Below are 21,573 nucleotides of genomic sequence, written 5' to 3'. Positions count from 1 at the left end.
TAATTTCTCCCTTTCATTCCGTGCCAAGTCTTTAGCGTTATTATACCACGAAAACAGCTGCTACTAGGCTAATCTTGCTTAATTATGAAAAAAAGACACCCATTTGAAAACGGGTGCGCTTTTTAAAATAACATTGGAATAACGTACACTTGAATTAAACCTGTTAAAACTCTCATCGCATATTGGAAAATGAAATAAGCCACAAGGGACGAAATATCAAACATACCAATCGGCGGAATAATCCTTCTAAAAGGCTCTAAAATCGGTTCAAAAATGCGTGCTAGCAATTGGCCAATTTTGGATTCTCTTGCACCTGGGAACCAGCTCATCAAGAAATAAATAAACATGAGTGTTGGCAACCATCTAATAATAAATAAGATGACCTCCACCACTTGATATAAAATACTTTGCAATCTAGCTCACACCTCTATTTCATCACATAAAGTTTTGTTCGTCGAGCATTTCGGAAATAGAGCCATCCACTTCCACATTGTCTGGAGTACATAAGAAAATATTATTGCCAACGCGTTGAATATCTCCACCTAATGCATACACTGTACCGCTCAAGAAATCGACAATACGCGTCGCTTGATCATGGCTAATACGTTGCAAGTTTACAACAACAGATTTGTATTCTTTTAAGTAATCCGCTAGTTCTTGGGCTTCTGCATATACACGCGGTTCCGCAAGTACCATACGACTAGAAAACTGAGCTCCCTGCATACTAACCACCTTCGCATCATCTTCTTCAACAGCATAAAAACGGTTTTTATTAGGTCTTTCTTTCTTCGTTTTCTTTTGCATAGGTTCAGGTTCCCTCGCTACTTCTTCTTCATAATATTCTTCCTCTTCATCTAAGAAAAAGAATGACTTAAATTTATTCGATAGTCCCATTTGTTACACCTCCATATTATCGTCACTCACCAAAGCTCTTCCTACTCGTATAAATGTTGCACCTTCTGTAATGGCAATTCCGTAGTCATTTGTCATCCCCATAGATAACTCCGTACATGGAATGTTTTTTAACTGAAGCGCATGAATTTCTTGCTGCAATTGCTTTAACTCATGAAATACGTGATGCAGCTCTATGTCGCTATTTGTAATTGGTGCCATTGTCATTAAACCAACAATCTCAATGAACGTAAAATCCGCTTCTTGTAAAAAAGATAGCGCCTCTTCTTTCGAAAAACCATGCTTGCTTTCTTCACCAGAAATATTTACTTGTAGGAAACATTTAACTGGTTTAGTAGCGCGCTTTTCGATTTCCTTTGCAAGCGATGATCGGTCAAGCGAGTGCAAATAATCGATTTTTGGTAATACATCTTTTACTTTACGTGTTTGCAAAGAACCAATGTAATGCCAACAAATGTCGTCTTTATCTGCAAGTGCTACTGTCTTTTCAAGAAAAACATCGGCACGATTTTCACCGAAATGGCGAATACCTAAATCATAAAGCTCTGTGATTCCAGCAACATCGATCGTTTTTGTAACAGCTACTAATGTTACATCTTTCGGCTCGCGATGACTTGCTTCACAAGCTTGCTCGATTTGTGCCGTTACTTTTTCTAAATTAGCTTGTTTTGTCATTTTTAATCACCTTATATAATTCCCGAAGCGCTTTATTTAAAACACTTCTTGTTATAATCAGATACCCGGTCACTTGGCAAAGCTTCAAAAGTGGCCGGGTGAATTTGTGTTATAAGTATTATCCGCGACGATTACGGTTACGGATGAATGCTGGTACATCAACGTCTGAACTATTTTGTTGCGGTTCAGCTTGTTGTTCATGAACAGGTGCATTTGCTTGTTGTGGTGCGTTTTGTGCGTAATCATTTTGTTGTTCTTCTTGTACAGCATAATTAGGACGATTTACTTGAATGGATTGATTTGGACGACGATTAGCTTGTGCTTGTTGCGCTTGCTTTTCTTCGTCAAAACCTGTTGCGATAACAGTAACAATTAATTCGTCTTGTAATTCGTCGTTAATAACAGAACCGAAAATCATGTTTACATCCTCGTCAGATGCGCTAGATACGATTTCTGCTGCTTCTTGTACTTCATAAAGACTAAGGTTAGATCCACCTGTAATATTCATTAGGACACCTTTTGCTCCATCAACGGAAGTTTCAAGAAGTGGTGAAGAAATGGCTTTTTTCGCAGCTTCGGCAGCACGGTTTTCACCAGTTGCGATACCGATTCCCATAAGGGCTGAACCACGGTTAGTCATAATAGTTTTTACATCGGCAAAGTCTAAGTTAATTAAACCAGGAACAGCAATCAAATCAGAAATCCCTTGTACACCTTGACGTAAAACATTATCTGCTTCACGGAAAGCTTCAAGCATAGGTGTATTTTTATCAACAATTTGAAGTAAACGGTCATTAGGAATCACGATTAGCGTGTCGACTGCTTCTTTCATTGCTTCGGATCCAGCTAGGGCTTGTTTTGTACGTTTTGGTCCTTCAAAACCGAATGGTCGTGTTACCACACCAACAGTTAACGCGCCCATTTCTTTTGCAATTTGAGCGATAACAGGTGCAGCACCAGTTCCAGTTCCGCCGCCCATTCCAGCAGTTACGAATACCATATCAGAGCCTTTTAAAGCTTCTTCAATTTGTTCGCGGCTTTCTTCTGCTGCTTTTTTACCAATTTCAGGTACAGCACCCGCGCCTAGACCACGCGTTAATTTTGTACCGATTTGTAATTTTGTTTCTGCTTTTGCTAAGTTAAGTGCTTGAGCGTCTGTATTAACGGAGATAAATTCTACCCCTTGAACACCATGCTCAATCATACGGTTTACAGCGTTATTACCGCCGCCGCCAACACCGATTACTTTAATTGTTGCCAAACTTTCTGAACTAGTGTCAAATTCTAACATATTATTGCCTCCTATTTGCCGATTTATACGATACGATTTTCTTGCTGATATACCAGCTATTCGCTTTTATTCAAAAAATGCGCCGAAAAAATTCTTCATTTTTGTGGATACTTTTTCGTCATCTGATTTCTTTTGCTTTGGTTTCGCTTGTTTTTGTTTTGGTGCTTCGTCGTCGTAACGAGGTTCGCTTGCAGTCGAGCTTACATCGCGTCCTTCTAACTCAGCCATTTGGTAAGCATATTTGATTAAACCTACAGCAGTTGTAAAGGATGGTTCACGAACACCAATATAATCAGGAATTGCTAGTCTAACGTGTGCTGCTAATGTTTTTCCAGCCAAATCAATTGCGCCCGGAATAGCCATCGAGCCACCAGTTAGTACATAACCTCCTGGAAGATGCGTTTTGCCAACTCGTGCTAGTTCTTCTACTACCAATTGGAAAATTTCTTCCATACGTGCTTCGATAATATCCGCTACTTCTACTTGTGTAAAATGTTGTTTTTGGTCACTACCGATAACATCAATAGCAAAAACTTCATCTGGAGAAGCATCATCATAAAATGCGTAACCATGCTCTAATTTGACACGATCTGCATTGGCAGTTGATGTATTCAGTCCAAGCGATAAGTCTTTCGTAATGTTATCTCCACCAACTGGAATCACACCAGTATATGTTAGTCGCCCTTGTTCAAACACACTAACGGTAGTCGTTCCTGCTCCAACATTTACGAGTGCCGTTCCAAATTCTTTATCGTCTTCTGACAAAGAGATGGATGCTTCGGCAAGTGGTTGTAACGCAATATCAGAAATTTCAAGTCCTGCACGTTCCACACAACGTAACGTATTATGTAAAATTGTTTTTGAACCAGTAATTAATGTGCCTTCCATTTCTAAACGTACGCCAATCATTCCGCGTGGATCTGTAATCCCAGTTAATCCATCCACAACAAACTGATCTGGAATGGTATTAATAATTTCTCTTTCAGGAGATAGAGGAACAACTTGAGCGGCATCCATTACATTCCAGACATCTTCATCTGCAATTTCACGGTTTTCGCTACCTACTGCCACAATTCCTCGGCAAGCCTCTAAATGTACCTGATTGGATACTACCCCAACGATTACTTGAGAAATTTCTACGCCAACCATTCTTTCTGCTTGTTCAATTGCCTTTTTGATGGATTCTACAGTCTTGTCTATGTCGATAATGATCCCTTTTTTGATTCCGGAAGATTCGACATTCCCAACACCGATAATATTGAGTCTATCGTCAGCCATTTCTGCGATGATTACTTTCACAGAAGCTGTTCCAATGTCTAAACTTACATAAATTTCGCTATCACCCATTTATCGGCACCTCCTTTTATTCTAGTCATTTAAGATTTATTTATTTCATTTTTTATACCGAGCAAAAGCCGGTTTTTTAACTTGCTTGAATAAGCTATGAAACTTCTTTATTTTTATGGCGTCAGTGTAGAATGATTGCCCATTCTGCCTAACATACAAAATCACTTATTTACAGTCTACACTAAGAAAGAAGGTAATAAAAGCACAAAGAACAATTTTTGGCAAATTCTTAGGATATTTTTTTCATTTTATTCAAAAAGCGAACAAGTGTTGGTATCCCTTGGTCTGAGGTCACCATTTTGTTACCTTTTTGAAACATCTGTTACCTATAAATTTGCCAAAAGTTAGCGCGAAGAATAATTATATTATTGGTTTGATTTTTTCTTTTCTTCGGCTTTTTCTTCAGCTGCTTTTTTCTCAGCATTTTGTTGATAATAACTTTGGAAATAAGAACCAACTTCGATATCAATAACACCTTTTTGACCATTTGCTAGTTGCGCGACGATGGCTGGATAGTGTTGCATTTTTTCTGCAAAAGTACTGATGTCTGCGGAAACCTGATTGCCATCATTCATATATAATTCAATATGGCTTTTGTCGCTGTCGGTTGGACTATAAATCACTTCCGAAATGGAGCTAACGACTTCCTTTGGCAATTTATTAATTTGCTGTACCATTTTTTCAAGGGTTTTGCCGTTTTCAAAGTTTTGGAAGAGCAAATCATTACCAATTGGAAATTGTCGTGGTTGATCCGTTAGCATAATACCACTTTCAAGCACATCGTAGTATTTTCCGTCCGCTTGTTGGTAGCCGATTGTTTTAAATTCGGTTATGTTGATTTGCACATCATTTAAACCTTCTTTAGAAACAGTCGCATCTTTAATGAGTGTGTTTTTCTTGAGCGTGTCTTCGGTTTTTCCATTTCTTATACCGATGACAAACTCGCCAATTGTAAGTCCGCTTTCTTTTCGTACTTCATTTTCAGTAAGTTGTTTATTGCCGCTTACAGTAATTTTATCTAACTTACTTAATGGTGATAGAAAATAAAGCGTAATAGCTATCAAAATCGCAAAAATTCCGATTAAAATGGCTAGATGTCGTATTAATTTTTTTTTGCGGTATTTTTTTAGTTCTGGAATACGATTTTCAATGGAAATTACTCGTTTATTCTCCGCCATTTTACTCGCTCCTTTCTGCGATTTATTTCATAATACTTAGTACAGCTTCCACTAGTTTTGCGGCTGCATCAGGGCGTCCCATCTGCTTGGCGCTTAGTTTCATGCTGTTTAGTTTTGCTTCGTCATCCAAAATCGAATCAACGGCCGCCATTAAATCGGTAGTTTGTAATTCTGCTTCTGTAATGACGATTGCTGCATTATTTTTTTCTAATGCACGCGCGTTGTTTTCTTGATGATTCGCAGTTACGTATGGACTAGGAATTAAGATACTTGGCACTCCAAGCGCTGTTAGTTCTGCAAGCGTTGTTGCCCCTGCTCTTGAAACAACCAATGTCACCGCGTTTAAAATTTTCGGCATATCATAAATAAATGGTTGAACGCTAATATGATTACCTAAATGTAACTCGGCTAAAGCATCTTTTATTTTTTCATAATGTACTTCACCGGTTACATAAAGCAGTTGAAAATCGCGATTGTTCCATTCGGGTAAAATCGCCTCAACAGCTTCATTCACGCCGCGTGCCCCTCGACTGCCTCCGAAAACAAGGACAGTTGGCTTTCCGGAAACAAGTCCGTATGCCTCAAGCGCACCTTCTGAGTCAACTCCAACTACTTCCGAAGCGCGTGGATTACCAGTAAAAACAATTTTTTCTGATGCAAAAGAATCGCTTACTTCTTCAAAACAGATCGCCACTTTATCCGTGTAACGGCTTAAAAATTTATTCGTTAAGCCAGCAACACTATTTTGCTCGTGGATTAAAGTAGGGATTTTTAATTTTGCAGCCGCATATACGACTGGGCCGCAAACATATCCACCTGTACCGATAACCACATCAGGCTTAAAGTCGCGTAAAATCTGTTTACTTTTTTTGGCACCACTTAGAAAACGCATGACCGTTTTAATATTTTCAACAGATAATGATCGTTTAAAACCAGTAATTTCAATGGCTTCAAAAGGAATGCCTTCACGTTTAACGATGCCAGCTTCTAATCCTTTTTCGGTTCCAATGTATAAGAACTCCGCTTCGGGATGTACTTTTTTTAATTCTCTGATGAAAGCAAGCGCTGGATAAACATGTCCTCCAGTACCGCCACCACTTATTGCTACTTTCATTTTTCCACCTCTTCTATTAGTTCGCTGATCGCATCCATATAAGCATTTCCGCGAACTTCAAATGTTCGGTATTGATCCCAACTCGCACAAGCTGGTGAAAGTAAGATAATATCTCCTGGTGCAGATTCCCGATACGCAACCGGAACAGCGGCCTCCACATCATCAACATAATGCACATCGATGCCTGCAATTTTCCCAACGCGGCCAATTTTATCTGCTGTTTCGCCGAAGACTATTAAAGATTTTACATTTTTGAAAAATGGTAGCAATTCATCGAACGAATTGCCGCGATCTAAGCCCCCAGCTAGAAGAACAACTGGATTTTTAAACCCTCTTAATGCACTTTGTGTTGCAAGAATATTCGTTGCTTTGGAGTCGTTATAAAATTTACGACCTTGCCATTCAACAACAAATTGCGTCCGATGTTCTACGCCTTTAAATGTTTCTAACACGTGCATAATTTCTTCGTTTGAAACACCTAATGTTTTCGCTACAGCAACGGATGCGAGAACGTTTTCTAAGTTATGCTCTCCAGGAAGTAAAATATTATCACGTGCGCCAATTACTTCATCGTTGAACATAATATTTCCATTTTGCACATAGCTTCCTTGGCCAAGACGTTGCGTTGTGGAGAATGGGATAATTTGGGCTTTTGTTTGTTTTGTTAAGTTTTTCAGCTCTTCTTGATCCCAGTTAATTACTAAGAAATCATCGGCTGTTTGATTTTTTTGGATGTGCCATTTTGCTTGAACGTATTCACTACGGTCTGTATGGTAATCTAAATGTGCCTCATAAATATTCGTAATGACCGAAATATGCGGCTTGAATGTTTCTACGCCCATTAATTGGAACGAAGATAATTCCATCGAAATATATTGATCACTTGCCGCATTTTCAGCAACAGCGGATGCTGGAAAACCAATGTTGCCTGCGAGTAAAGAACTATTTTCTTTGTGTGCATTTAACATATGGTGGATAATCGTTGTTGTCGTTGTTTTACCATTGGTTCCTGTGATTCCGACAATCGGCGCCTCAGAAATTTGGTAAGCTAATTCCACTTCTGTAATGACTGGAATTTTCAGTTTTAACGCTTTTTCAATCATTGGGTTGTTATATGGAATTCCAGGGTTTTTTATAACAAGCTCAAATCCCTCATCCAAAAGTTCAATCGGGTGCGAACCACAAATGACTTTAATGCCTTGTTCAAGTAAACCTTGTGCTTCTGGATTTTCGCTAAAAGGTTTTTGGTCGTTAACTGTAACAAACGCTCCCAGTTTATGCATAATTGTTGCCGCGCTAACACCACTTCTTGCAAGACCCAAGACAAGCACTTTTTTGTGATGGTACATTTCAATTTTTTTCATTTCCTTTGGTTCCCCCATTTATATCAAAATTGGCGGTCGTATTTATGAGATTCACAAAAACGACGGAAAGCGCCAACCAGATTCTGTAAAAAAACAGCTAACTAGAGACGCTTTTGCCGCAAAAATCGCGGCGCATTATTTAAAAGATGACTACACAGACGGAGATAATTGCTCCGATTAGCCCGATTCCCCAGAACGTTAAAACGACACGCCATTCAGACCAGCCGCCAAGTTCAAAGTGATGATGAATTGGTGTCATACGGAAAATTCGTTTCCCTCCAGTTGCCTTAAAGTAAAACACTTGTAAAATAACAGATGCTGTTTCAATCACGAAAATAATTCCGATTAACAGTAACAGCCATTCTTGATGTACTAAAATAGAAACTGCTGCGATACTTCCGCCAAGTGCAAGTGAGCCGGTATCTCCCATGAAGATTTTCGCTGGATTTTTATTAAATAATAGAAATCCAAGCATACCGCCGACAATTGCAAAACAGAAAATCGCGACATCCATTTGTTCTTGGTAAAAAGCAATCACACCAAAAGCAGAAAAAGCAATCACAGATAGACCAGAAACAAGTCCGTCTAAACCGTCTGTTAAATTGACTGCATTGGAGAAACCAACTAACCAGAACAAGATGAAGATAACAAAGAACCAGCCAAGATCCACTTCGATATTCGTAAATGGAATATTAAGTGTTTCGGCAAATCCACTAAAATGATACACAAGATAAAATAAAATCGAAATCGCAACTTGACCTAAAAACTTCTGTTTTGAAGTAAGACCTAAGTTACGTTTTTGAACTACTTTGATATAGTCGTCCAGAAAACCTAAAGCGCCAAATAATGCCAGCGCGATAAATAGTAGCCACGTAGCCGCACTAACTTCCCCACTGATGAACGAAAAGATTAAAAAGCTAATCAGCATGGCGATAATGAATACAACTGCACCCATTGTTGGTGTTCCTGATTTCTTTTCATGCATTTTCGGGCCTTCATCTCTAATACTTTGGCCGAATTTTAACTTCACCAAAAATGGTATAAATAGCGGGACACCTATCACTGTAATGATAAAAGCCACTGCAAATGTTGATACTAACATGTATAAAGACACAATAAATTCTCCCCAATCTGTTTGTCAAAGCACTTCACTTCATATTTTATGCGAGTCCGAGTTTTTTTTCAATAGCTATTCGAGCTTCCACGCGATCATCGAAATCAATAACCTCATCGCCAATCAATTGATAATCTTCATGGCCTTTTCCAGCAATCAGAATAACATCCCCTGTTTCGGCCTCGTTTACTGCAAAACGAATGGCGTCTCGGCGGTTCTCATGAACAACATAAGAATTGCTATCTGGAACGCCTTGAATCATATCTTCAATAATCGCATGTGGATTTTCACTGCGTGGATTATCGGATGTGAAAATAGGGTTTGTTGCATAGTCAACAGCAATTTTGGCCATTTGTGGTCGTTTTCCTTTGTCACGGTCGCCGCCGCAGCCAACAACGACAAAAACGCGTTTTTCTGCAAATTCATCAATCGTTTGCAAAACATTTAACAAGCCGTCTGGTGTATGAGCATAATCGACAATGACAGGGAAATCTTGCCCTGCATGTACGAGTTCGAAACGTCCTTTGACACCTGGTATAGTTTCCACGGTCGCAATTGCTTTTTCGATTGGAATATGTAGTGCGAAACTAGTGGCAATCGCAGCTAATACGTTATAAACGCTGAAGTTCCCAATCATTTTTATTTTCAAAGCGAAATTACCAACTGGTGTCGCTAAATCAAAGGTAGAACCATCGCTTGTAATTTTAATATTGCTTGCTTTAAAATCAGCTTGTTCTTTAATTCCGAAAGTAATAACGTGAGCGGCTGTTGCGGTTTGCATGCGCACGCTTTCCGTATCATCTGCATTGAGTACAGCAATTTTTGGATTACTTGTATGATAGCTATTACCTAGTTGCGCGAATAGTAAACTTTTTGCGTTGGCATATTCTTCCATTGTATGGTGATAATCTAGGTGATCTTGAGATAAATTCATGAATACAGCGACATCATAGTCTGAGCCGTATACGCGACCTTGAACGAGCGCGTGTGAGGATACTTCCATCACAGCCGTACTTACTCCGCTAAGTAACATATCTCGGAAAGTTTCTTGTAACGTGAGGCTATCTGGTGTTGTATTTTTCGTTTCTAAAATTTGGTCACCAATTTTGCGATACATCGTACCAATTAAGCCTGTTTGTTCGCCATTTTCACGAACGATTTGTTCTACTAAGTGGCTCACGGTTGTTTTCCCGTTGGTGCCAGTAATCCCAACTAATTTTAATGCTTGGGTTGGTGAACCGTAAAAATAATCGGCTAACATCGCCATGGCACGTTTGGAATCTCTAACGTATAATACCGGAATCGCAACGTCCACTGGTTTTTCTGCGATAATTGCTACCGCACCAAGTTCTACTGCGCGTGCTGCGAACTGATGTCCATCCACCAATTCCCCGTCTATACAAATAAACAGTGTCCCTGGTTGTACTTTTCTACTATCTTGGGCGATTTGACTAATTTCGATTGCTTCACTCGCCTCGCCAGTATAAACCGGGATAGCTTGCATTAGTCCCTTTAACTTCATTCTTGCCATCTCCTCAAACTTATTCTTTCTGTTAGTTTTGCTAAAACCAAAAAGAATCCTTTTCTATCTTAGCAAAAACAACAGCGTATAGCTACCACGACAAAAGACACAGATTGCATTTAAAGTTAGAAGTATGCCACTTTGTAAAGCTGACATACTTCTATCTTCCTATTATTGATTGAGCAAATCGCCGATACCGGCATTTTCTTGGATGTCAGTCGCTTTTTTATTTTTTTCTGCGGTATCTTGATCGTGATTTTGATTAAAATCGCCAATTTCTTCTGGTGGCGCGAGGGTTAGTTTCATTTTCGTGTCGCTATTAATGACGCTACCCTCGGAAACGCTTTGTTCCCTCACATAACCATTTCCTGAAAACTCAAAAGGAATACCGGTTATTTCAGAAACTTTCAGCGCATCGTCTTTAGACCAAGTAATCATATTTGGTGCGGTCATATCGCCGTCCGTCATTAAAATAACTTTTTGTCCTTGCATGATGGCGCTATTTGCTTGTGGCAGTTGTTGGACAATCTTTTTACCATTGCCGACTACGACTGGTTCCAAGCCTTTATCTTCTACTGCTTTTTTAGCTTCTTCCACTGTTTTCCCTGCTAAAACTGGTACTTTTTCAGAAGCTAATTTTTCCACATCACCAGGTTTAATGTTCATGTACTGTAGACTGTTTTTCATAACAGGATTAAATACTTCTGACACTGCTTCACCACCTGTTTGGCTACCAGATAATTGCGGTTGCTGCATTGTTACGTAAATAACTAATTCAGGATTGTCCGCTGGTGCCATACCGAGGAAGGAGAAGATATAATTATCTGCGCCAGTCATATATTTCCCTGTTTTTGGATCTGGAATTTGCGATGTCCCTGTTTTACCAGCTACATCATATCCTGGAATCGCATATAATTTACCAGTACCATTTTGGCCGCTAATAACGTTTTTTAATTCGTTACGTGTTTTCTTGGCGGTTTCTGCACTGATTGGTTTGCCGGCAATTTTTGTTTCTGTTTTGGTTTCTTCGCCTGTGTTTGAATCTTTTACACTGGAAACAACATATGGTTCTTTCATTGTGCCGTCACTGGCAATTGCGGATGCGGCTTGAATCATTTGCATCATCGAAACGGTTGTCCCTTGTCCGAAAACGGTTGTTACTTTTTCAATTGGGTAGTTATAGAGGATTTTACCGTTTGTTTCATTAGGTAAGGCAATTCCTGTTTTCTTCCCAAAACCAAATTTATCTAAATAGGTTTTAAACGTATCTGTGCCCATTTTGTTTAGGAGTTTAGCGAAGGCGACGTTACTAGAACGTTCTACCCCTTCACGATACGTAATGGAGCCCCAACCATTTCCGTTGTTATGGTCATGGATGGCAATATCGCCTACTTTGTAAGAACCAGATTGATAGTAATCATTGGCATTATATACATTTGTGTCAATCGCAGAAGCAAGGGAGATAATCTTCATTACCGAACCCGGCTCATAAGCATACTCAACAGGTAAATCTTGCCAAATACTAGAACTATTCCCAGTAATCGTTGAACGGTCAGCTGGATTGAAAGAAGGACGTTGACTAATAGCTAAAATTTCACCCGTTTTTGGATCAGCTACAACAGCCATCATATTTTTCGGTTTGTATTTTGCGTCAACAGTAGTCATCGTATCTTCTAAAAAGGTTTGAATCTTTTTATCTAGCGTCAGCGTGATATCTTTACCATCTTTCGCTTCTGTTACTTTATTTTTAGAATTAGGCAAAATATACCCCATTCTGTCTGTGCTGTAGTCAATCTTGCCGTTTTTACCAGTTAAAATATCGTTATAACGGGATTCAATTCCCATTTTACCTTCTAAAACAGTAGTATTCTTCTCTTCTTCTTGTTGTGCAAAACCGATTAATTGTGTCGCAAACGTTCCATTAGGATAGAAGCGTTCGGATTGGCGGGTAAATTCAATACCCGGCAGTTTCTCTTTGTCGATTTCTGCTTTTGTTTCTGTGGAGATTTTTTTACCAGCAGCGCCGAATTCGACTTGATACTTTCCTTTTTCTTGGAGTTTATCTAAAATGTCAGATTCGTCCATCGGAATATATTTTGCAAGTACGCGCGCTGTTTTTTCTTCGTCCACTACACGCATCGGATTTTTCGTTGTTTTGGAAAGTTTATCACTAACAACTGCTGCAATCGTGTAAGAAGCCGTATCCTCTGCCAACACTTCTCCTTTACGATCTAAAATGGAGCCGCGTTTTGCTTCGAGAACACTGCTTTTTAAATGTTGTTTAGATGCTTTTGCTGCAAGTGGAACTCCATTTGCTTCTCCCGTAATTTGCAAATAAAGAAAACGGCCAGAAACTAAGAGAAAGAGAATCGTGAAAAAGATAAAAAGTACAAGAGCTCCCCTTCTCATGTTACCTATACGCCGTTTCATTGACCATCTACCACTTTCACATTATCGCCATCAAGTTTTAACCCTTTTTCTTTAGCGATTTTTAAAATACGTTCATATCTCCCTAGATCTTTTACTTCTACTTTTAAGTCTTCATTTGATTTTTGTTGTTCGAGAATTTTAGTTTCTTTTGTTTGAATTTCTTGGTTTACGGTGTAAATTTGAGCTTGTACACTAATGATACGAAAAGCAACAACTAAAACAATCGCAAGCGCAATCGTGATGATTAGTTTTTCCCCGAGCGTCATTTGACCACGTCTTAGGATTTGTTTTTTAGGCTGTTCCGCTTCTCTATGTACTCTATTTGGTTCGAGATTCGATTTATAGGCGACATTGCTCACATTTTTTCAACTCCTGCTATTTGATAATTTTTTCGATCACGCGTAATTTCGCTGAACGTGCTCGGTTGTTTTGTTCCAGTTCCTCTTCACTTGGTACGATTGGTTTTCTTGTAGCAAGTTTGAAATCTGGTTTATATTCATCTGGAATGACTGGAAGACCTGGTGGTAAATCTGGTCCTTTTGTCGCTTCTTGGAATAATTGCTTAGTTATGCGGTCTTCTAATGAATGGAACGTAATTACGCTAATTCTGCCGCCTGGTTTTATTAAAGTTAAGGCTTTTTCAAGCGAATCCTCTACTGCACCTAATTCGTCATTAACGGCAATTCGGATAGCTTGAAAAGTGCGTTTCCCTGGATGTCCGCCTTTTCTTCTTGCTGGCGCCGGGATAGCTGTTTTGATAATATCTACTAGTTCGCCGGTTGTTTCAATTGGTTTTACTTCACGACGACGTTCGATTTCACGAGCAATTTGTTTCGAGAATTTTTCTTCACCATACTGAAAAAATATACGGATTAAATCTTGGTAAGACCATTCATTGACAATAGTTTTTGCTGTCAATTCTTGTTCTTGATCCATTCGCATATCTAGTGCAGCATCTTGGTGATAACTAAAACCACGTTCTCGTTCGTCTAATTGAGGGGAAGAAACACCTAAATCATATAAAATCCCATCAACTGCTTCAATTCCACGCTCGTTTAATGCTTCTTTCATATCGCGAAAATTGGCTTTAATAAAAGTCACTTTATCGCTATAATCTGCTAGTTTAATTTCTGCATTATCAATCGCTGTTTGATCTTGGTCAAAAGCAAATAAATGCCCTTTTTCATTAAGCTTATTTAGTAAATACTCGGAGTGACCTGCGCCGCCAAGTGTTGCATCGACATAGATTCCGTCTGGTTTTACTTCAAGCATATCGACTGTTTCATGTAGTAATACGGTTTCGTGCTTAAACATGCAATTCCCCTCCTTAAATATCGAAGCCAATCATATTTTCGGCTAAATCAGCAAAAGATTCTTCTGCCTCGTTAAAGACATCGTCCCACTCTGATTTACTCCAAATTTCAATACGACTTGAAACCCCAATAATAACTGTTTCTTTTTCCAAATCCGCATACTGTAATAAGTTGGATGGAATATTAATCCGACCTTGTTTGTCTAGTTCACATTCAGACGCACCGGAAAAGAAGAAACGTGTAAAGGAACGAGCATCTTTCTTAGTAAGTGGTAAGGTTTGGAGCTTTTCTTCAAGCTTTTTCCATTCCTCTTGTGGATAAGCAAATAAACACTTATCAAGTCCTCGGGTTATAACAAAATTATCCCCCAAAAGCTCACGGAATTTAGCTGGCACAATTAATCTGCCCTTTATATCGATGTTGTGTTGATATTCTCCCATGAACATTAGACTTCACCCACTTTCATACATACCACTTTACCACATCTCCCCACTTCGCACCACCCAAAACCTAAAAAAGTGCAAAAAAAAATCATTCTAGCCAAAGCGCAGAATGATCAAATCCCTATTTAAAGCCATTTACAGCTATTCTTATTTGTGAAAAACAATGTGGGGCTCGGTGGAGGTATTCCCCACTTTTACCCCAAAATCATTTTGCTAGTACTTTTTGCCAGCCAGATTTTAATGCTACCGCCGAAAATACAATGCTTAAAATCCCCAGAATAATCGTAAAAGCAGCCATTCCATATTTACCAATAAATGGCGCGAATACTAAACTGACAGAGCCAATCATTTTACCAACTTGGAACACTATACCGTTCAGCGCCATATAAGCCCCGCGTCTATCATCATCCACAATTGCCGCTAAAATCGTTTGACGTGTTGGTACGTAAAGCAATTCTCCAATTGAAAGTACTACCGTGGCAAGAAGTAGTATTGCCAAATTATTAGCAAACGCGCATACCGCAAAACCTACCGCAAACAGAGTAAAGCCTACATACATGATAGGTTGCTGCGCCCGTTTCGTCACAAATCTCGCAATTGGCACAGTGAAAAGCACAATAAACAAAGTATTCACCGCTGTTAACACACTCACGATTTGTACCCCATTTAAAGAAATACTTCCAAGTGGTCCTAAATGCACAAGTAGCGCCTGCACATCTTCCGCCAAACGAACCGAAATGTAATTGCTTCGTTGAAATTCAATCGACATAATCGCAATTCCACCGATAGTATATAGAAGAAAACGATAATCATGTAATACTTGTCCGTAATTTTTCAACATCCCCATTAAACCATACGTACCTTTTTTGGGGATAACTTTTTGTTGTAATGTCTCAGAAATAAGAGCAATCGTCAACCACGCCGTTACAAAGGACATTACAAATAGCGCGACAAGAAGCGGGAAGAGATAATCCACAAAAAACCACCCACCGACAATAATTCCAATCATTATCGATAAATTATTCGCCCAGTAGCTAATTGAATACATAAACGAACGATTCTCCGGCGTACTCACATCAATCAACATCGCTTCTCCCGCTGGATTAATAAGCCCCTGCGCCACACCAATAACTAACAGCATCACAAAAGTCATCCACGGCGAATGGAAAAATGGTGAATTACAAAGTACCATCCCAAGAAAAGCAACCACTTTTAACAATTCCCCAGCGACCATTAATTTCTTTCGACCAATAATATCCGCCAAATGACCGCCGTACATACCCGCAAGAAATTGCGCCAACACGTTAATCATCAAGAGAATTCCAGCAACGCCACTATTGATTTCCATTGAAAAATAAATTGCCATAAAAGGAAAAATCATCGAACCGATTACTTTACTCAAAAATTGAATTAATATCCGCGCACGAATATTCGGGTGTAACTCTCTAAACATGACATCCCCTCCATTTGCAATTTTTCTGACTTCTCTGTTAGTATAAAAGGGATACATACATATAAAAAGGGTATTCATTCTGATAAATTGTCCCCTTTTAGAATGGAGTGAATTCATGGATAAGGATTACTTTACGATGCGAGCGTATCTATACAGCATAACGACTGAGTTAGACGCGCCTTTTAAATTAAATGATTTAGCCAATATTTGGTTTTGCACGACTAAAAATGCCAAGCGTAAATTACAACAATATCAAGCAAAAGACATGCTTACTTATCTTCCTGGGCTCGGCCGGGGACATGTTTCACGGATTATCTTTCCTAAACAACTGGAAGAAGAGGTACTGGCAGTTTTAGAACAAAGCCTAGCAGAAGATGCATTTAGCGATATTTTATTTTTACTCCAATTGCCTATTCCCAAAAGTTGGTTTACGGGCATCTCCACTGAAATCCAGCAAATGTTCGGCTTGCAAGTAACAGAAAATCAACAAGAAATACTCCGCTCAATCGTTCGCCGCAAACTCACCACTTTAGATCCACTTAAAACCTCTGTATCTATGGAAGCTTTTCTCATTACTCAAATTAGCGATACACTCGTCAAATATGATGAAACGAAAAAGTGTATTGTCCCTCATATTGCTCACCACTGGAACGTTTCCGATGACTTTACTGAGTGGACTTTTTATTTACGTAAAAGTGTTTTATTTCATCACGGGCGAATGCTTGATAGTGAAGATGTGAAGTATAGTTTGCTCCGTTCTATGCAAACAAAATCTGTTTCCGCTTGGCAATTACAAGATATTAAAACGATTAAGTGCCTAAACAAATTCACACTTTCTATTCATTTGAAAAAGCCTGAACCGTTTTTTATTCGTTATTTATGTACGGCCAATATGGCGATTTTACCGCGTGACGTTATTTTTGATGAATATAAATGGATTTCTACGGGGCCGTTTCGAATAGTCGAGCGCAATGATGAACGTTTAGTTTTAGAAGCCTTTGATGGTTATTTTTTAGAGCGACCGATTCTTGATCGAGTAGAATTTTGGACAGCTCAAACCGGGGAGACATTAAAAACGATTCCGATGCAATTTACTTCGGTTGATTATGCAGAAAATACGGCCTATGTTGAGCGGCGCAAACTTGGTGTAGGTGTTAATTTTATTTGTTTCAATATGCATAGACACGGCGTCCCGCAACATCCCGCATTTCGCGAAGCTATTTATCAGCTGATTGATTGTCAAAAAGCACGCGAGCAAGATTTCGAAAACTACGGAACGGTGGCGTCCAACTATTTTCCAGAAAAGTCCATTCCGCCGAAAAAGCAACCTGAAAAAATCGCCGCCTTATTAAAAGAAGCCAATTACCGTGGAGAAAAAGTGATATTCGGCTCAACCCAACACCCTACTGCCTTAAAAGAAGCAAAGTGGATTCGGGAGGAGGCGCTACAATTCGGGATTAAGCTTGAACAAAAATTTATCACGCATCACGAAGCTTCTTACTCTAAAGTCCCAGAACAAGAAACGGATTTTATGATGATGGGCGAAATTCCGGCTTCCGATAACGAAATGGCTTATTTGGATTTTCTCAACAACCCCTATCTCTTACCGCAACAACTATTCAACCAATCCATTATTGCCGAGCTCAAAAAAAAATTGGATGCATTTAAAGCAGAAAAAGACGCCTCCAAAAGAGACGCCTTACAAACAGAAATAGATCGCTGGCTAACAGCAAATCATTATTTAATTTATTTGCATCACCCTGAAAAAAGTCAGTCGCTTCATTCAATGATGAAAGGAATTGCCGAAAATCCGTATGGCTATTTTGATTTAAGCAAAGTTTGGATTGAAACGAACCCGCTTAAAAACGTAAAATCAGACTATAAATAATGCCATATAGATAAAGCACCACATAGAGCAAGGCAAAAATGAAGAAGCACAGTCGCCAGTATCCTCGAAGGATTTTACGAAATTGGATTTCGCCTTCTTTTTTCGCAGCCATCACAACGATAGCGATGCCTAAGATAAATAAAAATAGTAAAATATAGAGTAAAAATGAGCGATTAAATAGCACAATCATGAAAAAATGAACAGCGATAATTAAGAAAATAGTAGACAAGTCAGCGGCTAACATAATTCTCCGCTGGCTTTTCTTTATTTTAATACTGGAAAAAAACATCGTAAAAATAAATACCACCACTGGTAAAATAATAATAATTGCTGTTGAGTTAGTTAACCAATCAAACATTGCTTTCTCCTTCCAACCCTTTAATTAGATGATATAACGTGTGAAGCGTAGGAAGTGACTCCCCTTTTGTTAAAATCGGCAATACGATTCCGTCAATTTCTGTCATGCGATTGTTCATTCGATCAAGTGCCATCGAGGAAAAATTAGTAGCAGTCACTCGGCAAATGGTTTCCACTTTTTCTAACGCATTTTCTATCGGTAAAACCATTTGAATTTCTTTCACAATTGTTTTTAACAACACATGCCATTCTTCATTTTCTAGGAGTTTCCCATTTGGAACTTGAAGGACAGCTGTGAGTGGATTAATCACGGCATTGATAAATAATTTTTCTTGGATAATAGCCAAGTAACTATCGTGTTTTTCAACAGGAAAAGCTGGATTCGATTGTAGTATTTCAGCTACATCAGCATTTACTTCACCTTGATACACGCTATACTTTGTCCGGCCATGACCACGCCAAATGACCGTAGTATCATTTTCCCGACCTGCACCATGTTCACTAATACCTAGCAAGATAGTTCGTTTTGCGCCAAGTAGTGACAAACTATCTAAATGCGCCGCTCCGTTTTGAATAAATAACAGCGTAACTGTTTCAGGTAGTTTTTGTAGTATTGGTAAAATTGCTTGTAGTGAATATTGTTTAACGGCAACAATTAATAACTGTTGTTCGGACAATTTGGCTGTGTCTGTTATTTCTGTTGCTTGTATATGTATATTTTTTAATTCAACATTATCTTTTAAAGAAAGCCCTTTTTGATTTAATAGCTCGCTTTGTTCTTTTCTGCGGGTAAAAAGTGTGAGCTCTGCTTTTTCAGCAAAATTAGCTGCGTATAAAAGCCCCATCGCTCCTGCTCCAATAATCCCGACCTTTAGTTGGTTCGCCATTTTGTTCAGCTCCATATTGGTTAATGCTTTTATTTTATCAGAAGTAGCGATTGTTTGCACTTTTTGGCGCAAACAAAAACCTCGAAAGACCCATGGCGTCTTTCGAGGTTCGTTTTCAACAAGTGAAACGTCACCTGTTTTTAACAATATTAGCTGTTTGCTACATCTTTGCCATCATATTGTCCACATTCTGGACATACGTGATGGGAAAGTCTGTATTCGCCGCAATTCGAGCATTCGTTCATGCCCGGAAGTTGAAGTTTCACGTGAGTACGACGCTTACGCTTTTTGGCTTTTGAAGTTCTTCTAAAAGGTACTGCCATTTCCTTACACCTCCTTGACGATAACTAAGTACTTGTATCGTTAATCTAAGAAAAATAAATTCCTTAATATATTCCAGCTTCACGGGGAGTTTAGTCTTCTTTTTTCTCATCGAAAAAATTGGCTAATCCCGCAAGACGAGGATCCACTTTTGGTTCTTTTGCTATTTGTTCTAGTAGGTTGCCTTCTTCTGTTTTCATTTCCCATTCATTGCCTCGTGGAAGTTTACTCATATCGAGTGCCTCTTCACTGAAAACTTGCATTGGAATTTCAACAAGTAAAAGTTCTTCTACTACAGGGGTTAAATCGACCATATCCTGTTCCATCACATGCCAAGATTCATCTAGAACTTGTTCTTTGGATTTCACAAAGGTTTCCGTCGCGTGCACTTCATAAGGATAAATAACATCCTCTAATGTACGAGCACATGGAAGTGTCCACTCGCCCTTCATTGTCAGGTTAGCGGTAACTTCTTCTGGGTGTACAATAAGTTCCCCAGTTACTTGTACGGGGCTTGCATCACGAACGTCTATATTGTTCTCTTGAAAGAACTTTTTTAGGTCAGCTTTTTCATTAATCGTGAAGTTGCTGTCACGATATTTTTTTAATTGACTGATAGACCATTTCATCCTACATCACTCCAAGCGCAACACAAAATATTATAGCTTTTTTAAAGGCTTTTGTCAATGCTTTTTCGGTGACCAAAACTCCCAGTCCGATTTTATGCTAAAATAGATTATCTAAAGGAGGGAACCGAAATGAAAGCAACTGGAATTGTGGTCGAATATAACCCGTTTCATAATGGACATAAACTGCATCTAAATAAGGCACGTGAGTTAACAAAAGCAGATGTGGTGATTGCGGTAATGAGTGGTTCTTTTGTACAGCGCGGCGAACCGGCGATTGTGCCAAAATGGGAACGGACGAAGATGGCGCTTGCTGCTGGGGTGGATATCGTTGTTGAGCTACCTGTTTCGTTCGCTACACAACATGCGACTATTTTTGCGGAAGAAGCTGTTCGGATTTTAGATGCGCTTCATGTTGATTCGCTATTTTTTGGAAGCGAACATGGGGTTGCGGAAGATTTTTCAGTCGCTGCTAGAACAGTGGTCGAAAATGAAGCAGCATTTAATCAGGCAATTCAGCTGGCGTTAGTTGATAAGAAAACTTCTTATGCGAGAGCTTATACAGAAGCTTTTAAAAAGTTGTTTGGCGCGGATTTATTGGACGTCACGCAACCAAATAACATTCTCGGTTTCCATTACGCGCTTGCGGTTCAAAAACAAAACCCAGTAATTTCCCTCCAAACTATTCCGCGCGAACATGCCGGTTATCATGACGAGGAAGCGAATCACGATCAAATTGCCAGCGCGACTGCAATTCGAAAATTAATTCTTTCTGGAAAATCCGAGGAGGCTATCCGTTATCTCCCTGCTTCTACTATAGAAGTTTTTAAAAATTATACCGGACCTTTTTTATCGTGGGAAGACTATTGGCCACTATTGAGGTATCGCTTAATTCAAGCCAGTTCGGATGAGCTTGAAGGGATTCGCGGGGTTAGTGAAGGCATTCAAAACCGGATGCAAGTCGCGGCAACGAAAACTCGGAATTTTGCTGATTTTATTGAAAATATGAAAACAAAACGTTACAGTAACGCACGATTACAGCGAACGGCTCTGCAAATTTTGTTAAATGCGAAAGAACAGCCTAGCTCGCCCTATATCCGCATACTCGGCATGAATAAAACGGGTCAAAAATACTTATCGCTTCATAAGAAAAACATTTCTCTCCCTATTGTTACAACTGTTTCCAAAGCAGCACCCGGACTTTTAGAAGAAGATTTACGAGCAACTTCTATTTATACGCTGACAAATGGACTTGAAAATTATCAAGCAGGCGACTTTCATATTCCACCAATTTTAACCTTGTAAATCTTTGCAAGGTTTTTGGTTGACTTTTGTGGA

21 protein-coding genes are annotated in these 21,573 nt (G+C 39.1%); 2 read left to right on the top strand and 19 right to left on the bottom strand.

Annotation, left to right across the window (positions count from 1 at the left end):
• Positions 1 to 122: 122 nt before the first annotated feature.
• The 15 genes from HCB49_RS08530 to HCB49_RS08460 form a co-directional block, all read right to left on the bottom strand.
• Complete coding sequence (locus HCB49_RS08530) at positions 123 to 413, bottom strand: YggT family protein (RefSeq protein WP_185392149.1); 291 nt, start codon at positions 411 to 413, stop codon at positions 123 to 125.
• Between the two features lie 22 nt (positions 414 to 435).
• Complete coding sequence (locus tag HCB49_RS08525) at positions 436 to 894, bottom strand: cell division protein SepF (RefSeq protein ID WP_185392150.1); 459 nt, start codon at positions 892 to 894, stop codon at positions 436 to 438.
• 3 nt (positions 895 to 897) lie between these two features.
• On the bottom strand, positions 898 to 1,587 hold the full coding sequence (locus HCB49_RS08520) for a YggS family pyridoxal phosphate-dependent enzyme (RefSeq protein WP_185604683.1): 690 nt from the start codon (positions 1,585 to 1,587) through the stop codon (positions 898 to 900).
• Positions 1,588 to 1,705: 118 nt separating this feature from the next.
• On the bottom strand, positions 1,706 to 2,878 hold the full coding sequence (ftsZ, locus tag HCB49_RS08515; protein WP_185604682.1) for a cell division protein FtsZ: 1,173 nt from the start codon (positions 2,876 to 2,878) through the stop codon (positions 1,706 to 1,708).
• A gap of 66 nt (positions 2,879 to 2,944) precedes the next feature.
• The gene (ftsA, locus tag HCB49_RS08510) at positions 2,945 to 4,225 is read right to left on the bottom strand and encodes a cell division protein FtsA (RefSeq protein ID WP_185480955.1); all 1,281 of its coding nucleotides are present in this window, start codon (positions 4,223 to 4,225) and stop codon (positions 2,945 to 2,947) included.
• Between the two features lie 365 nt (positions 4,226 to 4,590).
• On the bottom strand, positions 4,591 to 5,403 hold the full coding sequence (locus HCB49_RS08505) for a cell division protein FtsQ/DivIB (RefSeq protein WP_185604681.1): 813 nt from the start codon (positions 5,401 to 5,403) through the stop codon (positions 4,591 to 4,593).
• A 22-nt stretch (positions 5,404 to 5,425) separates the two neighbouring features.
• Positions 5,426 to 6,517: an undecaprenyldiphospho-muramoylpentapeptide beta-N-acetylglucosaminyltransferase gene (murG, locus tag HCB49_RS08500; RefSeq protein ID WP_185604680.1), complete on the bottom strand. Its 1,092-nt coding sequence runs from the start codon at positions 6,515 to 6,517 to the stop codon at positions 5,426 to 5,428.
• Positions 6,514 to 7,881 carry a UDP-N-acetylmuramoyl-L-alanine--D-glutamate ligase gene (murD, locus tag HCB49_RS08495; protein ID WP_185604679.1) on the bottom strand — a complete coding sequence of 456 codons (1,368 nt, stop codon included), beginning with the start codon at positions 7,879 to 7,881 and terminating at the stop codon, positions 6,514 to 6,516. The genes murG and murD overlap by 4 nt, the downstream gene beginning before the upstream one ends.
• 139 nt (positions 7,882 to 8,020) lie before the next feature.
• Complete coding sequence (gene mraY, locus HCB49_RS08490; RefSeq protein WP_185392156.1) at positions 8,021 to 8,995, bottom strand: phospho-N-acetylmuramoyl-pentapeptide-transferase; 975 nt, start codon at positions 8,993 to 8,995, stop codon at positions 8,021 to 8,023.
• A gap of 46 nt (positions 8,996 to 9,041) precedes the next feature.
• Positions 9,042 to 10,517, bottom strand: a complete 1,476-nt coding sequence (locus tag HCB49_RS08485; RefSeq protein ID WP_185604678.1) for a UDP-N-acetylmuramoyl-L-alanyl-D-glutamate--2,6-diaminopimelate ligase — start codon at positions 10,515 to 10,517, stop codon at positions 9,042 to 9,044.
• A 171-nt stretch (positions 10,518 to 10,688) separates the two neighbouring features.
• Positions 10,689 to 12,947, bottom strand: a complete 2,259-nt coding sequence (locus HCB49_RS08480) for a penicillin-binding protein (RefSeq protein WP_185604677.1) — start codon at positions 12,945 to 12,947, stop codon at positions 10,689 to 10,691.
• Complete coding sequence (gene ftsL / locus HCB49_RS08475; protein ID WP_008948351.1) at positions 12,944 to 13,306, bottom strand: cell division protein FtsL; 363 nt, start codon at positions 13,304 to 13,306, stop codon at positions 12,944 to 12,946. Before ftsL ends, HCB49_RS08480 begins: the two co-directional genes overlap by 4 nt.
• Positions 13,307 to 13,322: 16 nt before the next feature.
• A complete protein-coding gene (gene rsmH, locus HCB49_RS08470) occupies positions 13,323 to 14,261 on the bottom strand; it encodes a 16S rRNA (cytosine(1402)-N(4))-methyltransferase RsmH (protein WP_008948352.1) in 939 nt (312 codons plus the stop codon).
• Between the two features lie 13 nt (positions 14,262 to 14,274).
• Positions 14,275 to 14,706 carry a division/cell wall cluster transcriptional repressor MraZ gene (gene mraZ / locus HCB49_RS08465; protein WP_003723756.1) on the bottom strand — a complete coding sequence of 144 codons (432 nt, stop codon included), beginning with the start codon at positions 14,704 to 14,706 and terminating at the stop codon, positions 14,275 to 14,277.
• 202 nt (positions 14,707 to 14,908) lie between these two features.
• Positions 14,909 to 16,156 carry an MDR family MFS transporter gene (locus HCB49_RS08460; protein WP_185480963.1) on the bottom strand — a complete coding sequence of 416 codons (1,248 nt, stop codon included), beginning with the start codon at positions 16,154 to 16,156 and terminating at the stop codon, positions 14,909 to 14,911.
• A gap of 115 nt (positions 16,157 to 16,271) precedes the next feature.
• Between HCB49_RS08460 and HCB49_RS08455 the strand changes: the two genes are divergently transcribed.
• Complete coding sequence (locus HCB49_RS08455) at positions 16,272 to 18,044, top strand: SgrR family transcriptional regulator (RefSeq protein ID WP_185604676.1); 1,773 nt, start codon at positions 16,272 to 16,274, stop codon at positions 18,042 to 18,044.
• On the opposite strand, the gene HCB49_RS08450 is transcribed toward HCB49_RS08455, so the two are convergent.
• From HCB49_RS08450 to HCB49_RS08435, 4 genes are all read right to left on the bottom strand, one after another.
• The gene (locus HCB49_RS08450; protein ID WP_008948355.1) at positions 18,016 to 18,402 is read right to left on the bottom strand and encodes a DUF3397 domain-containing protein; all 387 of its coding nucleotides are present in this window, start codon (positions 18,400 to 18,402) and stop codon (positions 18,016 to 18,018) included. The genes HCB49_RS08455 and HCB49_RS08450 overlap by 29 nt on opposite strands.
• Complete coding sequence (locus HCB49_RS08445; protein ID WP_185604816.1) at positions 18,395 to 19,288, bottom strand: 2-dehydropantoate 2-reductase; 894 nt, start codon at positions 19,286 to 19,288, stop codon at positions 18,395 to 18,397. The genes HCB49_RS08450 and HCB49_RS08445 overlap by 8 nt, the downstream gene beginning before the upstream one ends.
• Before the next feature lie 149 nt (positions 19,289 to 19,437).
• Entirely contained in the window at positions 19,438 to 19,611 is a 174-nt protein-coding gene (gene rpmF / locus HCB49_RS08440; protein WP_003726143.1) for a 50S ribosomal protein L32, read from the bottom strand.
• A gap of 90 nt (positions 19,612 to 19,701) precedes the next feature.
• Positions 19,702 to 20,238, bottom strand: coding sequence for a YceD family protein (locus HCB49_RS08435; protein WP_185480965.1), 537 nt, complete (start codon positions 20,236 to 20,238; stop codon positions 19,702 to 19,704).
• A gap of 129 nt (positions 20,239 to 20,367) precedes the next feature.
• On the opposite strand from HCB49_RS08435, the gene HCB49_RS08430 reads away from it, so the two are divergent.
• Positions 20,368 to 21,540 carry a nucleotidyltransferase gene (locus HCB49_RS08430; RefSeq protein WP_185604675.1) on the top strand — a complete coding sequence of 391 codons (1,173 nt, stop codon included), beginning with the start codon at positions 20,368 to 20,370 and terminating at the stop codon, positions 21,538 to 21,540.
• Positions 21,541 to 21,573 lie beyond the last annotated feature (33 nt).

The sequence above is a fragment of the Listeria cossartiae subsp. cayugensis genome, assembly GCF_014229095.1.
GTDB classification, from domain to species: Bacteria; Bacillota; Bacilli; order Lactobacillales; family Listeriaceae; genus Listeria; species Listeria cayugensis.
The sequence above is the reverse complement of the archived record's forward strand: the minus strand, read 5'-3'. Positions and strand labels throughout refer to the sequence as shown.

Excerpts from the sequence above, each read along its gene's own strand:
- murD (WP_185604679.1), bottom strand. The coding sequence starts at position 7,881 with ATGAAAAAAATTGAAATGTACCATCACAAAAAAGTGCTTGTCTTGGGT.
- HCB49_RS08525 (WP_185392150.1), bottom strand. The coding sequence starts at position 894 with ATGGGACTATCGAATAAATTTAAGTCATTCTTTTTCTTAGATGAAGAG.
- murG (WP_185604680.1), bottom strand. The coding sequence starts at position 6,517 with ATGAAAGTAGCAATAAGTGGTGGCGGTACTGGAGGACATGTTTATCCA.
- HCB49_RS08485 (WP_185604678.1), bottom strand. The coding sequence starts at position 10,517 with ATGAAGTTAAAGGGACTAATGCAAGCTATCCCGGTTTATACTGGCGAG.
- rpmF (WP_003726143.1), bottom strand. The coding sequence starts at position 19,611 with ATGGCAGTACCTTTTAGAAGAACTTCAAAAGCCAAAAAGCGTAAGCGT.
- HCB49_RS08445 (WP_185604816.1), bottom strand. The coding sequence starts at position 19,288 with ATGGCGAACCAACTAAAGGTCGGGATTATTGGAGCAGGAGCGATGGGG.
- HCB49_RS08430 (WP_185604675.1), top strand. The coding sequence starts at position 20,368 with ATGAAAGCAACTGGAATTGTGGTCGAATATAACCCGTTTCATAATGGA.
- HCB49_RS08435 (WP_185480965.1), bottom strand. The coding sequence starts at position 20,238 with ATGAAATGGTCTATCAGTCAATTAAAAAAATATCGTGACAGCAACTTC.
- mraZ (WP_003723756.1), bottom strand. The coding sequence starts at position 14,706 with ATGTTCATGGGAGAATATCAACACAACATCGATATAAAGGGCAGATTA.
- HCB49_RS08480 (WP_185604677.1), bottom strand. The coding sequence starts at position 12,947 with ATGAAACGGCGTATAGGTAACATGAGAAGGGGAGCTCTTGTACTTTTT.
- HCB49_RS08460 (WP_185480963.1), bottom strand. The coding sequence starts at position 16,156 with ATGTTTAGAGAGTTACACCCGAATATTCGTGCGCGGATATTAATTCAA.
- ftsA (WP_185480955.1), bottom strand. The coding sequence starts at position 4,225 with ATGGGTGATAGCGAAATTTATGTAAGTTTAGACATTGGAACAGCTTCT.
- HCB49_RS08450 (WP_008948355.1), bottom strand. The coding sequence starts at position 18,402 with ATGTTTGATTGGTTAACTAACTCAACAGCAATTATTATTATTTTACCA.
- HCB49_RS08455 (WP_185604676.1), top strand. The coding sequence starts at position 16,272 with ATGGATAAGGATTACTTTACGATGCGAGCGTATCTATACAGCATAACG.
- ftsZ (WP_185604682.1), bottom strand. The coding sequence starts at position 2,878 with ATGTTAGAATTTGACACTAGTTCAGAAAGTTTGGCAACAATTAAAGTA.
- rsmH (WP_008948352.1), bottom strand. The coding sequence starts at position 14,261 with ATGTTTAAGCACGAAACCGTATTACTACATGAAACAGTCGATATGCTT.
- HCB49_RS08520 (WP_185604683.1), bottom strand. The coding sequence starts at position 1,587 with ATGACAAAACAAGCTAATTTAGAAAAAGTAACGGCACAAATCGAGCAA.
- HCB49_RS08505 (WP_185604681.1), bottom strand. The coding sequence starts at position 5,403 with ATGGCGGAGAATAAACGAGTAATTTCCATTGAAAATCGTATTCCAGAA.